This window comes from Nocardia sp. 348MFTsu5.1 (genome assembly GCF_000383535.1).
GTDB lineage: Bacteria > Actinomycetota > Actinomycetes > Mycobacteriales > Mycobacteriaceae > Williamsia > Williamsia faeni.
The window spans coordinates 488827-501597 of record NZ_KB911510.1 but is presented as its reverse complement, the minus strand read 5'-3'; the positions used below and the strand labels follow the sequence as shown (position 1 = coordinate 501597).

Genomic DNA, 12771 nt, shown 5'->3' with positions numbered 1-12771 from the left:
TGACGTATGTGCCTCATGTGACGCGATGTGACGCCGGACGTGACCGCGTCACGCGACGAGGAAGATCGCCACCACGATCGCGATCGCCACCACGATCAACCCGATCAGCAGGGCGAGCATCACCGCATTGGAACCCGACGGGCCCGCAGACGGGTTCCGCGCCGGATGCTGCGGCTGCGAGTACTGCGCCGAGGACAGATACGCAGGCTGCGGGGTGTGCTGCTGATACGCCTGCGGAACCGGAGTCTGCCCGAGCGGTTGCCGGCCCATCGGCTGTCCGAAGGGCTGCGCTCCTGCGGCCTGGCCGGGCGGCGGGGTGTGCTGTGTGTGCTGCCGCGGCTGCGGTGTCGCCGGACCTGCCGGGCGGGGGTTCATCTGGGGCCGGGCCGCGACCGGCGGTGTGTAGGCGGTCATGCCACCCTGGTGCAGCGCCGATTGCAGCGCGTCGGTGAATTGCCGGCAGTTGGCGAACCTGTCGTCGGCCTCTTTGGCCATGGCCTTGGCGATGACCGAGTCAACAGCGGGCGGCACCGTGGGCACCATCTCCGACAACCGCGGCACCGGCTTGCTCAGATGTCCTGCGATGACGTCGGCGGTTCCGTCGCCCTTGAACGGCACCCGTCCGGCCATCAGGTGAAAAGCGGTGGCCGCCAACGAATACTGATCGGTTCGGGCATCGACCGGCTGGCCCTTGAGCTGCTCGGGTGAGGCATACGACAACGTCGCGAGCACCGTACCGACCACCGTGAGCGACTCGGTCTCGTTGGCCGCCTTCGCCACACCGAAGTCGGTCAGCAACACCCGCTGCTCGTCGGCATCGGTCCTGTACCCGCGGTCGATCCCGTCTCCGAACTCACTCGACTCGTCCGACAGCAGGATGTTGGCTGGTTTGATGTCGCGATGCAGCAGACCTCGCCGGTGCGCGTAATCGAGGCCGCGGGCGATCTCCCCCGCAATCCGGACAACACGTTCGGGTGGCAACCCGGCCTGTGCGCCGGCTTTCTCCTGCGCACGCTGCAGCTCCTGCGCGCAGTCGGTGCCGGGGACGTACTGCATCGAGATCCAGAGCATGCCGTCGCTGCTGCCCCGGTTGTAGATCGTGACGATGTTGGGGTGGTCGAGACCGGCCGCGACTTCGGCCTCGCGCAGGAATCGCTTACGGAACTGCTCGTCCTCACCGACCTGCTCACCGAGCACCTTGATGGCGTCACTGCGGGGCAGTTCGGGATGCTTGGCCAGATACACCGCACCCATGCCGCCGCTACCGAGAGCACGCTCCACCCGGTACCCGGCGATCCAGGACCCCGGCTGCAACATGCTGACCCCCTCCGCAACTCACGAATGTCTAGGGCACACCATATAACGGGCTAGGCCGCCGGAACGGGTCCATCGTCGGGCAGCGGTTCGACAATCGTGACCATCGACGGCTGCAACGGGATGACCGCGAACAGTCCCGCGGCGGCGTCATCCGGCAGCGCCTCCACCGCCCGGACCCCGGGCTCGGCGGCGATCTGACGCAAGACAGAGAGCCGGTCCCGGACCACCAGTCCGATCAGGCACTCGCACCCCGCCCGCAGTCGCGCGGCGGCCACCGCACCGACCTGCCGCGCCCGCTCGGTAGCGTCCGAACGGCTGGTCACCTGCTGCGCGGCGATCTGCTGCGACCAATGGAACGAATCCTCGGTGTTGCCTGTCGCGGCCCGGACCGACGGCGTCTGAACCCGCTCGATAGGCACGTTGAAGATGTTCTGCGACAGCAACATCGACGGTTGCGTTGCGGTCAGCGCCCAGCCGTCGTCGAGCGATTGTGCCTGCCTCAGCGAAATCAGCGCCCACCGGTCGGTGTCGGGACCCGACAACGACTTCTCGGCGCGGGCCAAATAGTCGGCAACCGGTTCGGAGTTCTCGGGTCCGAGGACATCACCGGTGACCGGCGGCTTCGGGACCGGATTGACCACGCCGACCAGATACAGACCGCCTACCAGCACAGACACCGCTGCCAGCAGCACGACTGCGGTTCGAACGGCAGAACTCATCGGCTAACCGGCCCGGAGCACGTCCAGCGCATGCTGCAGATCCGGCGGGTACGGACTGGTGAACTCGACTTGTCGACCGTCAGCCGGATGGGCGAACGACAACGCCCGGGCGTGCAGCCATTGCCGCTCCAGGCCCAGCTTCGCGGCGAGGACCGGATCGCCGCCGTAGGTGAGGTCGCCGCAGCAGGGATGATGTAGCGCCGAGAAGTGCACGCGGATCTGGTGCGTGCGGCCGGTCTCCAGGTGCACGTCGAGAAGACTTGCCGCCCGGAACATCTCAACGGTGTCGTAGTGGGTGATGCTGTGTTTGCCCGATGCCGAGACCGTGAACTTCCAGTCGTTGCCACGGCTTCGACCGATCGGGGCATCGATCGTGCCACTGCGCGGATCCGGATGTCCCTGGACCACGGCGTGATAGCGCTTGTCGACGGTGCGCTGTTTGAACGCCCGCTTGAGCAACGTGTACGCACGTTCAGATGTCGCGACCACCATCACGCCCGACGTACCCACGTCCAGCCGGTGCACGATGCCCTGACGTTCATGGGAACCCGAGGTCGAGATGCGGAATCCGGCCGCCGCGAGACCGCCGATGACGGTCGGTCCGGTCCACCCCACCGACGCATGCGCCGCGACGCCGACAGGCTTGTCGACCACCACGATGTCGTCGTCGGAGTAGATGATCTCCATGCCCTCGACCGGTTGTGCCTCGATCGTGAGGACCCGGGCCGGTGCCGGAAGCACCACTTCGAGCCACTGACCACCGATGAGTTTGTGGGACTTGCCGACCGGTGTCCCGTCGATGCTGATGTCACCGTCGTCGGCGAGTGTCGCCGCCACGGTTCGGGACAGTCCGAGCATCCTGGCGACGCCGGCATCCGCGCGCATCCCGTCGAGGCCGTCCGGTATCGGCATCGACCGTGATTCCCGGGTCATGCGTCGCGGCCGTTCTCTGTCGAGTCGTCTGTGGTCACGTTGTCTGTCGCTGCCTTTGTTGTTGTCGGGGTGTCCGCATCGTCACGGTGGTCGTCATCACGGTGGTCACCGGCGCGGGTGCCGTCGAACTCGAATCCGAAGAGGGTCAGGCCCACCAGCAGGATCGCGCCACAGACCACCGCCGAGTCGGCGACGTTGAACACCGGCCACCATCCGACAGACACGAAGTCGATCACGTGGCCCCGGAGTACGCCGGGCGACCGGAACATGCGGTCGATCAGGTTGCCGACGGCGCCGCCGAGAACCAGCCCGAGCCCGACGGCCCACCAGACCGAGCCGAGCCGATTGCTGTACCGGACGATCCCGACCACAACGGCGAGCGCAACGATCGTCAGGACCCACGTGTATCCGGTGGCCATTGAGAAGGCCGCGCCGCTGTTGCGGACCAGTTTGAAGGTGATCGTGTCGCCGATGATCTCGACCGGATCGCCCGGGTCGATCACCGCGACCGCGATGATCTTGGAGACCAGGTCGGCGACGATGATCGCGACGGCGACCACAACCAGGGTCACCCAGACCTTGGGCCGGGCTGGTGGCTGGGCTACGTCAGCGGTGGAATCGCCGGCAGACTGAGGTGTGGGCTCGCTTGTCACCTGTCCATCATCCATGAGTGACTCGATACGCTGGCGGCCGTGTCCTCTCCTGCTCCGCTCCGGTCATCGACCCGAGCCCGATTTCTGCCGGTTCCCCGGCTCCCCCGCCTGGCGCGACCGGTCGGCGCCCTCGCCGCTGTTGCCGTCCTGACCCTCGGCCTGGCCGGATGTGGATCGGACGACAACGACACACCGCCACCGGCGCCGACCGGGTGCGCCACCGACACCACCGCCGGTGACGCCGGCGCGGCACTTCTCCCCGTGCCGCCGGCGAAGGTGACTCTGCTCACCGCGGGCAGCGAGCCACAACAGGCGGCATTGAGCGCCTTCGACCGGGCCACCGCGCAACCCGCCACGCTGGTCACGACGTCGACCTTTGCCTCCCCGGACGGCGAGAGTGCCACACAGTCGGCGACAACGGTTGATCTGCCGATAACCGCCCGCGTCAACTGCACCGACCCAACCGACATCGATATGCAGATCGGTGCCGCGAGCTCCCCGGACACCGCTTTGAACGAAGCTCTCAAGGCCCAGAACGGGTCGCGGGCCGGCATGAGCATCGGCCCGGGGGTCGCGCCCATCTCACTGCGGATCCTGCCGGGCGAGAACGCGGACGACAACGCGCGACAAGCGGTGGAAGAGGCCCTGGTGTCCACGTTCCAGCGGTCCGTCACCCTGCCCACCGAACCGATCGGCGTCGGAGCGACCTGGGAGGCCGTCCGCACGGTCAACGCCGGCGCGAACGTCCGGCAGACGATCAACGCCACCCTGACCGCACAGGACGGCGACCAGCTGACGGTCGAGTTCACCATCGACGAAACACCGATCAACTCGGTGTTCCGTCTCCCCGATGGCGGCACCCTGACCATCGACAGCTACTCGATGACCGGGAACGGAACGGTGGTCATCGACCTGACCCGCGGTGTTCCCGTCTCCGGCCAGATGAAGATCTCCGGCGGTCGCACGCTGGTCGGTGGCGACAACACCCAGTTCCAGCAGCTGCTCGGCTTCGAATCGAACTGGTCCCAATAGATCTGCGCCAGAAGATCTCAGCCCCGTTGTTCTATCCCGGGTACGACAAAACCGGCGCCGATCGCGAAGAGTTCGCGATCGGCGCCGGTTTTGGGTCTGGCTGTTGTTGCCTGAGCATCAGGTCAACGGATGCGGTCCTAGCTGGTGGCCGGGCACATCGGGCTGGTCTCGTTGGCAGCCGACAGGAGCAGGCAGACCGTGGTCGAGGACAGCTTCCATGTGCCGTCGTCGAAGACGATCAACGCCTCGACCTGCTGCTCCGGGGTGTCCGGGAACTTGACCTTGACGTTGGCCTTGGCCTGGTTCGTACCGGCAGGCCGGACCGGAGCGACGATCTGGTACTCGAGGTCGGGGTTGGCTGCCGCAGCGGCGACCAGAGTGTCAAAGATCTTCGGATCCTTTTCCGAGTCCTGCACCAGATCGGTCTTCTCGCTGGCCGGAACGTTCGGGTCAAGGGCCTTCTGCAGCATGGTGTTGAGCTCTGCTGCGGTCGGCGGCTTGCTGGGATCGGTCAGACCGCCCCCGGCAGCCGAACTCGTGGCAGCCGAACTGGTGGCAGCCGTCGTGGTGGCGGGGCTGTCGCTGTCATCGGAGCAGGCAGCAATGGACAGGAAGGCGCATACGGCGACTCCGGCGGTCACGAACTTACGAAGCTTCAAAATCCGTCCTTCTCATTTCACAACCGGTCACCAGAAGTGACAGGTGAATCTGATCGTGGGGCCAAATCGGCATGGGTCCCGCCCCACTATGCCAAAAACCTCAGAACTTGACCCACGAGGACAGGCAGTCGAAGCTGACCGGCATGGCAAAACAGCAGGCAGTGGTGTCCATTCTCACTACCGGCGGCACGATTGCCAGTCGCCGCTTCGCCGACGGAGCACGTCCTGATGTCGGTGGAACCGAGCTGATCGCAGGCGCAGCATCGACGGACGTAGAACTACGCGTCCGCGAAATTCTTCAGGTCGATTCCGGCGCACTGCTCCCCGTCGATCAGGATGCGATCCGGCTGGCGGTGGCGTCCGAACTCGCCGATCCGGACGTGTCCGGTGTCGTTGTGACGCACGGCACCGACACGATGGAAGAGACGGCGATGCTGCTCGACCTGATGCATCACGACCCCCGAGCGGTCGTGATGACGGGTGCGCGCCTGCCCGCCGACTCCCCCGACGCCGACGGACCCGCCAACATCGAAGCGGCGATCGCTGCGGCCGCCGATCCGGCCAGCCGTGGGCGCGGGGTTCTCATCGCCATGGGTGGTGAGCTCGTTCCGGCTTGCGGAGCCACCAAATCCGACACCGGCGCACCGTCGCCGTTCCGCCCGGTTCACCCCGGTCTGCCCCGGCGCCTGGTGCCCCCGGCTCCGATCGCCGATGTCCGAGTCGACCTGCTGGCGCTGTACCCGGGTGTCGATGCCCACCTCATCGACTGGGCGGCCGATGCCGGGGCCGCCGCAATTGTGTTGTCGGCCAGTGGTTCCGGAAACACACATCCCGATGTCGTCGCGGCTGTCGGCCGCGTGATCGACCGCGGACTGCCGGTTGTGGTGTGTTCCCGGGTGCCCCGCGGCGAGGTGGTGCCCCTGTACGGCGGCGGCGGGGGCGCCATCGACCTGATCAGATGTGGCGCCGTGATCTCGCCGTGGCTTCGCGCGTCGCAGGCCCGCATCGCGGTCCAGGCGATCCTCGCCGGCGGCGGCGGCCCCACCGACATCACCGCCTTCTTCGCCCCCGAATAGCACCGCGAGCCCCCGGCGCCGAGCTCCCCACCCCTTCCTGCCCCCACCCCCTTCCGTCGAGCGTGCCGATATCACCGTCGACCGTGCCGACGTTGCACGCGCGCTGTCGGTGTCTCGACGACTTCGGCACGCTCAGTTGCGATTTCGGCCCGCTCGGCGGCTTTTTCGGCACGCTCGGCGGCTGGTTCGGCCCGCTCGGCGGCGGGGTGGGCGGCCTAGTCTTCGTCGGCTGCCTGGCGGAGGTACTCTTCCGGCCAGTCGAGGCTGAGGAGCGGATCGGCACTGTCCAGATCAGGATCGTCGAGGGAGAAGGTCCGGGCGAAACCTGGACCGCTGCCGCGGGTTTCGAACCGGATCGACACGCGGCCATGACCGCTGCCCTGCACCCATCCGTATCCGTGTTCGCGGTGCCTGACGTCGTCGCCGGTGGTCCAGCGCAACCGATCGGCCTCCGGGGTGCGTCCGCCGGGATAGAACTCCTCCGCCGACGTTTCACCACCTTCGGCAGGTTCGGGCCCGGAGAACTCGTCCAATTCAGGGAACATCGAAAACTGTTGCACTGCACTCAGACCCGAGTATCCGACGCCGACGAGTCGGATCGGCCCGATCTCCTGCGGGTCGAGCACCAGCCGCTGTGCGGCCGCGGCGAGCACCGGCAACTCAGTCGTGGCTGCCGGCAACGTGCTCGACCGGGTGAGCACCGACATGTCGGACTTCTTGAGTTTGACGACCACCGTGCGTGATCCACGTCCATCGGCGAGCAACCGGCGATGCGCGGACGCCGCGGACCGTTCCACCGCACCGCGCAGTGCGACCAGATCGGTGATGTCCTCGGCAAATGTCGATTCGGCACTGATCTGTTTCGCCGACGCCCGCTCGGCGACAGGCCGGTCGTCGACACCCTGGGCCAGGAGATGCAGCCCCGGACCCACCGTGCCGCCCAGCACGGACGAGACCTCCAGCGGGGACATGTTCGCAAGATCGCCGATGGTGTCGATCCCCAAGCGCTGCAACCGTTCTCCGGCGACAGGACCGATCCCCCACAGTTTGCGCACCGGTAGGCGAGCCAGGAACTCCTGCTGCTCGTCTGGCTTCACGACCACCACGCCATCGGGCTTGGCCATACCGGACGCGATCTTGGCAATCTGCTTACCGGTGCCGAAGCCCACGGATGCCGCCAGACCCACCTCATCGCTGATCCGCTTCCGAAGCCGCTGCGCGAACTCCTCCGCAGCATCGGCGGTGGCACCCGCCAGTTCGACGGGCTCCCCGAACGCCTCATCGAACGAGAGCATCTCGATCACCGGGATCATCTCGCGGATCAGGCCGAACACCCGCCGACTCACCGCGCCGTAGACCGACCCACGCGGAGGTAACACCACCCCACCTGCGCCGACCAGCCGGCGGGCCTGATGCATCGGCATCGCCGACCGTGCACCGAAGACTCGGGCCTCGTAGCTCGCTCCGGCCACCACACCCCGGCCGCCGAGACCTCCGACCATCACCGGCCGGCCACGCAATGTCGGTCGGGTGAGCTGTTCCACCGAGGCGAAAAAAGCATCCATGTCGAGATGCATCACCCACCGGGAACTGCTGCTCCCGCCACGTTGTTGCACATCGGCAATCGTATGCCCCGACGACGACGGCCGGCATGGCCCAGTCGTCAGGACAGGGGCTCGGGCGTCAGCTCGAAGATCGGGATGATTTCGCCCGCGGCCAGCAATTCCTCATCGGTGGAGTCCGCGCCGATCTTGACCGGCATCAACGACGCGACTTCCCATCCCCAGCGCTTCAGATACGGACGCAGGATCGCAGGGCGGTCCGCGACATCGACTTCCGCCACCGCGTAGGTGGTCGACGTCCGGCCACCACGCAGGATGCAGCTACCCGCCGCGCGAACATTGCGCGACCACTGCGTCTGCCCGCGCGCTCCGACGAGGTACGTGCGACCGTCAATCTTCAAGGGATTCACCGGAATCCGCTGGATGTTTCCCGACACCCGGCCGCGCACTTCGAGGGTGCGCGCCCCGGCGAGTGTGATCCCGCGGTCGGCCAGCCAGGCGACGATCCCGTTGAAGACGTGCGTGCCCTTACCGGGCCGGTTGTAGTGCGTGGTTGCGGTCATGTCCAGCTCCTCCACTTCGCTTAGAGAGCACTGCTCTCTCTTGATGTCGAGTGTGCACCGCCTTCGCCGCAAATGCAAGAGCACTGCTCTCGTTTGTGGCAGGATGGCCGCATGCCACAACAGCTGACACCGCGCGCGCAGGCCCGGATACGGACCAATGAGCGCATTCTCGAGGTGGGCCGCGACCACCTCGCGCAATACGGCGCGGCAGCCCTATCACTGCGGGCGATCGCCCGCGATCTCGACCTGGTGTCGTCGGCCGTGTACCGGTACGTCGCCTCCCGCGACGACCTGCTGACCATGCTGGTGGTCGACGCCTACACCGAACTCGCCGACCAGGTCAGCGCCGCGCACAGTGCCGCACCCGCGAATGACCACCGGGAACAGGTTCGGCGCAGCTGCAACGCCTTTCACGACTGGGCGGTCGCCGAGCCATCGCGTTATGCGCTGCTCTACGGCAGTCCGGTTCCCGGATACCAGGCACCGGCAGACCAGACCACCGAACCCGGAACCCGTGTTGTTGCACTGCTGATGCGCACCATCGCCGACGCGGCCGCGTCAGGTCGACCGACCGGGCCGGCGTCAGTCGCCGAAACAACTGACGCCGTCGACTTCGACTCCATCAGAGCCGAATTCGGCCTCGACATCGACGATCAGCACCTGCACGGGGCCATCGCCCTGTGGGCCACCGTCGTCGGACTGACAAGCCTCGAGGTGTTCGGTCAGTTCGGTGCGGAACCGGCCATCGATCTGCAGGCATTGTTCGGCTCACAGATCGATGGCGTCCTCGATCGAATGGGACTGACCCCGTAGGGCTGTCCCTAGCCGGCTTTGGTGACGGTCCCCTGCACACCGTCGCCGAGCTCGACCCACTCACCCGATGCGGGTTCGGTACGGCCGTCGACCACCTTCAGGTCCACGGCCAGGATCTCGCCGGCGATGAGACCGGCGTGCCGCTGAGCCCACTCGAGGTGTTCGGCCGGTACGGCCAGGACCACCACGATCCGGTCAGAGACATCCAGTCCGGCGCTGCGGCGTGCCTCCTGCAGTTCGCGGATGCGGTCCTTGGCCCAGCCCTCGGCTTCGAGTTCTTCGGTGACCGCGGTGTCGAGCACGACGAGCCCGGCGCCCGACGGCAACTCCGCGGTCGATTCCGGTTTGACCGCAACAAGCTTGCGGCTGAACTCGCCCTCGATCAGTTCGATGCCGTCGGCACTGACGACCTCGGCACCGTCACGCTCGGTGATGCTGACGTTTCCGGACTTGACCGCCTTGATGACCCGCTGGACGTCCTTGCCCAGACGGGGCCCGGCCACCCGGGCGTTCACCGACAGTTCCACTCGCCCATACTGATCCGCGTCCTCGGTCAGGTTCACCGACTTCACGTTCATCTCATCGGCGATGAGATCGGTGTACGGAGCCAGGCGCGCGGCGTCAGCTGAGGCAATCGTCAACGCCGGCAACGGCAGTCGCACCCGCAGCTTGTTGGCCTTGCGGAGGCTCGATGCCACCGAACAGACCGACTGCACGTCATCCATCGCGGCGACGAGCTCGGGATCGGCAGGCAGTTCGCCGTCGGCGGGCCAATCGGTCAGGTGGACCGACCGCTCGCCGGTCAGCCCCCGCCAGATCGCCTCGGTTGTCAGCGGAAGCAGTGGCGCGGCCAGACGGCAGGCCACCTCCAGCGCCGTGTACAGCGTGTTGAAGGCCTCCGGAGCCTCGTCCTGACCGGCCCAGAACCGCGAACGCGACCGGCGCACATACCAATTGGTCAGGGCTTCACAGAAGTTCCGGAACTCGTCGCAGGCACCGGCGACGTCGTATGTCTCCATCTGTTCGGTCATCGCATCGCGGGTGGCCGCGGCCTTCGCCAGGATGTACCGGTCGAGGACGTTTGTGGATTCGGTGCTCCACTCCGCCGGCCGATCGGCATACAGCTGCAAGAAGCTGTAGGAATTCCACAGCGGCAACAGTGCCTGCCGGACACCTTCACGGATGCCGCGCTCGGTGACGACCAGGTTGCCGCCCCGCAGGATCGGTGAGGCCATCAGGAACCACCGCATGGCATCGCTGCCGTCACGGTCGAACACCTCGTTCACATCCGGGTAGTTGCGCTTGGACTTCGACATCTTCTGGCCGTCGTCGCCCAGCACGATGCCGTGTGCGGCCACGGTCCGGAACGCCGGACGATCGAAGAGTGCGGTCGACAGGACATGCAGGTTGTAGAACCAGCCACGCGACTGGCCGTTGTACTCGACGATGAAATCGCCTGGGCTGTGGCCCGGTTCGGTGTCGGTGCCCTCGAACCAGTCGGTGTTCTCGAACGGATAGTGCACCTGGGCGAACGGCATGGAACCGGATTCGAACCAGCAATCCAGAACCTCGGGTACGCGACGCATCGTCGACTTCCCGGTCGGGTCGTCGGGATTGGCACGGGTGAGGTCGTCGATGAACGGCCGGTGCAGGTTGTCCGGGCGCACGCCGAAGTCGCGTTCGAGCTCGTCGAGGCTGCCGTAGACGTCCACGCGTGGATACTCCGGGTCGTCGGAGATCCACACCGGGATCGGTGCACCCCAGTACCGGTTGCGGCTGATGTTCCAGTCCCGCGCACCTTCGAGCCACTTGCCGAACTGACCGTCCCGGATGTGTTCCGGCGACCACTCGATCTGCTTGTTGAGCTCCACCATCCGATCGCGGAAGGTGGTCACGGCAACGAACCAAGACGGAACGGCCATGTAGATCAACGGCTTTCCGGACCGCCACGAGTGCGGGTAGGAGTGCTCGATCGTCTCGTGGCGAACGATCTTGCCGTCGGCCTTGAGGTCCTTGATGATCACCGGATTGGCGTCGAAGACCATCTGGCCCTCATAGGGCGGAACCATCGAGGTGAACCGGCCGCCCGGATCGAGCGGCTGCACCACCTCGATGCCGTTGGCCGTGGCCAGATCCATGTCCTCTTCACCGAAAGCCGGTGCCAGATGCACGATTCCGGTTCCACTCTCGGTGGTGACATAGTCGCCCAACAGGATCCGGTGCGCACCTTCGTGGCCCACGAAGAAGTCGAAGGGTGGTGCGTAGTTGAGGTTCTCCAGCTGCGATCCGATATAAGTGCCGAGAACCTCTGCGTCAGCGCCCAATTCGCGTGAATAGCTGCCGAGGAGGGCAGTGGCCAGCAGGTACTGCTGCCCGTCCTCACCACGAACATGGCTGTACTCGGTGTCGGGATGGACCGCCATCGCCAGGTTCGACGGCAGGGTCCACGGCGTGGTGGTCCAGATCAGGGCATGGACGCCGTCGAGTTCGGCAGGCCCGGACTCCTTCGTGTTCAGTGTCATCCGCACAGTCAGAGCGGGGTCCTGACGCATCCGGTAGGCGTCGTCGAGCTTGCTCTCCTGGTTCGACAGTGGCGTCTGCTCGTACCAGGAGTACGGCAGCACGCGGTAGCCCTGGTACACCAGGCCCTTGTCGAACAGCGTCTTGAATGCCCACATGACGGACTCCATGAAGTCGATGTCGAGGGTCTTGTAGTCGTTGTCGAAGTCGACCCAGCGCGCCTGACGGGTGACGTATTCACGCCATTCATCCGTGTACCGCAGCACCGATGAGTGGCAGTAGTCGTTGAACTTCGCGACGCCCATCGTCTCGATCTGGGCCTTGTCGGTGATACCGAGCTGGCGCTCCGCCTCGAGTTCGGCCGGCAGACCGTGAGTGTCCCAACCGAACCGGCGGTCGACCTTCTTGCCCCGCATGGTCTGGAAACGCGGGACGAGATCCTTGACGTAGCCGGTCAGCAGATGGCCGTAGTGCGGCAGACCATTGGCGAAGGGAGGTCCGTCGTAGAAGACGAACTCCGGGGCATCTGCCCGGTTGTCGATCGATGCCTTGAAGGTGTCATCGGACTTCCAGTAATCGAGCACCCGCTGCTCGACATCCGGGAACGAGGGCGCACCGCTGCGGATGCCGCCGGTGAGATCAACCAGCGGGTACACCCGCCCGGTTGCCTGCTGCCCAGTCGGTTCCTGTGCTGCCGATTCCTGTGAACTCACTACCGTCTCCTCGTGCTCTGGCGTATTCAGCCGGCACGGGGACGAACCGATGGTGTCATCGGCCGCGGTACCACCCCGCTTGCGCCACGATCGGCGCCACTCCATCGATTGACCAACACTCTGCGTTGGCAATCGCCGAGGCTTTGACGGACCTCATCCGCCCGGTTCTACTGAGGACCTTCGGTCCCGTTCTTCCGGGTGCTCCCCGGTG

At 66.0% G+C, this 12771-nt stretch carries 11 protein-coding genes; 3 read left to right on the top strand and 8 right to left on the bottom strand.

Going from position 1 to position 12771, the window contains the following annotated elements; genetic code table 11:
• Nucleotides 1-48: 48 nt before the first annotated feature.
• From H290_RS0105670 to lspA, 4 genes are read right to left on the bottom strand one after another with little or no spacing between them, the layout of a single operon-like run.
• The gene (locus tag H290_RS0105670) at nucleotides 49-1317 is read right to left on the bottom strand and encodes a serine/threonine protein kinase (RefSeq protein ID WP_020105805.1); all 1269 of its coding nucleotides are present in this window, start codon (nucleotides 1315-1317) and stop codon (nucleotides 49-51) included.
• Nucleotides 1318-1367: 50 nt separating this feature from the next.
• Nucleotides 1368-2036: a hypothetical protein gene (locus H290_RS0105665; protein ID WP_028462833.1), complete on the bottom strand. Its 669-nt coding sequence runs from the start codon at nucleotides 2034-2036 to the stop codon at nucleotides 1368-1370.
• Nucleotides 2037-2039: 3 nt separating this feature from the next.
• Nucleotides 2040-2969 carry an RluA family pseudouridine synthase gene (locus H290_RS0105660; protein ID WP_020105803.1) on the bottom strand — a complete coding sequence of 310 codons (930 nt, stop codon included), beginning with the start codon at nucleotides 2967-2969 and terminating at the stop codon, nucleotides 2040-2042.
• Entirely contained in the window at nucleotides 2966-3637 is a 672-nt protein-coding gene (gene lspA, locus H290_RS27885; protein WP_020105802.1) for a signal peptidase II, read from the bottom strand. Before lspA ends, H290_RS0105660 begins: the two co-directional genes overlap by 4 nt.
• Nucleotides 3638-3661: 24 nt before the next feature.
• Between lspA and H290_RS0105650 the strand changes: the two genes are divergently transcribed.
• Nucleotides 3662-4654, top strand: coding sequence for a hypothetical protein (locus H290_RS0105650; protein WP_020105801.1), 993 nt, complete (start codon nucleotides 3662-3664; stop codon nucleotides 4652-4654).
• Nucleotides 4655-4791: 137 nt separating this feature from the next.
• Here the strand turns inward: H290_RS0105650 and H290_RS0105645 are convergent, their stop codons facing one another.
• Nucleotides 4792-5313 (bottom strand): hypothetical protein, encoded by a 522-nt coding sequence (locus H290_RS0105645; RefSeq protein ID WP_028462831.1) that lies wholly within the window; start codon nucleotides 5311-5313, stop codon nucleotides 4792-4794.
• Between the two features lie 143 nt (nucleotides 5314-5456).
• On the opposite strand from H290_RS0105645, the gene H290_RS0105640 reads away from it, so the two are divergent.
• Nucleotides 5457-6389: an asparaginase gene (locus H290_RS0105640; RefSeq protein ID WP_020105799.1), complete on the top strand. Its 933-nt coding sequence runs from the start codon at nucleotides 5457-5459 to the stop codon at nucleotides 6387-6389.
• 215 nt (nucleotides 6390-6604) lie between these two features.
• Here H290_RS0105640 and H290_RS27880 read toward each other — a convergent pair whose 3' ends face one another.
• Complete coding sequence (locus H290_RS27880) at nucleotides 6605-7966, bottom strand: DNA polymerase IV (RefSeq protein ID WP_036518004.1); 1362 nt, start codon at nucleotides 7964-7966, stop codon at nucleotides 6605-6607.
• 86 nt (nucleotides 7967-8052) lie between these two features.
• Entirely contained in the window at nucleotides 8053-8514 is a 462-nt protein-coding gene (locus tag H290_RS0105630) for a hypothetical protein (RefSeq protein ID WP_028462830.1), read from the bottom strand.
• Nucleotides 8515-8625: 111 nt separating this feature from the next.
• Here H290_RS0105630 and H290_RS0105625 point away from each other — a divergent pair, with 111 nt between their 5' ends.
• Complete coding sequence (locus H290_RS0105625; RefSeq protein WP_020105796.1) at nucleotides 8626-9327, top strand: TetR/AcrR family transcriptional regulator; 702 nt, start codon at nucleotides 8626-8628, stop codon at nucleotides 9325-9327.
• A gap of 8 nt (nucleotides 9328-9335) precedes the next feature.
• Here H290_RS0105625 and ileS read toward each other — a convergent pair whose 3' ends face one another.
• Nucleotides 9336-12665, bottom strand: coding sequence for an isoleucine--tRNA ligase (gene ileS, locus H290_RS0105620; RefSeq protein WP_020105795.1), 3330 nt, complete (start codon nucleotides 12663-12665; stop codon nucleotides 9336-9338).
• Between the last annotated feature and the right edge of the window lie 106 nt (nucleotides 12666-12771).

Coding starts and splice junctions, on each gene's coding strand:
- H290_RS0105670 (WP_020105805.1), bottom strand. CDS start 1,317: ATGTTGCAGCCGGGGTCCTGGATCGCCGGGTACCGGGTGGAGCGTGCT.
- H290_RS0105665 (WP_028462833.1), bottom strand. CDS start 2,036: ATGAGTTCTGCCGTTCGAACCGCAGTCGTGCTGCTGGCAGCGGTGTCT.
- H290_RS0105660 (WP_020105803.1), bottom strand. CDS start 2,969: ATGACCCGGGAATCACGGTCGATGCCGATACCGGACGGCCTCGACGGG.
- lspA (WP_020105802.1), bottom strand. CDS start 3,637: ATGGATGATGGACAGGTGACAAGCGAGCCCACACCTCAGTCTGCCGGC.
- H290_RS0105640 (WP_020105799.1), top strand. CDS start 5,457: ATGGCAAAACAGCAGGCAGTGGTGTCCATTCTCACTACCGGCGGCACG.
- H290_RS27880 (WP_036518004.1), bottom strand. CDS start 7,966: ATGCATCTCGACATGGATGCTTTTTTCGCCTCGGTGGAACAGCTCACC.
- H290_RS0105630 (WP_028462830.1), bottom strand. CDS start 8,514: ATGACCGCAACCACGCACTACAACCGGCCCGGTAAGGGCACGCACGTC.
- H290_RS0105625 (WP_020105796.1), top strand. CDS start 8,626: ATGCCACAACAGCTGACACCGCGCGCGCAGGCCCGGATACGGACCAAT.
- ileS (WP_020105795.1), bottom strand. CDS start 12,665: ATGGAGTGGCGCCGATCGTGGCGCAAGCGGGGTGGTACCGCGGCCGAT.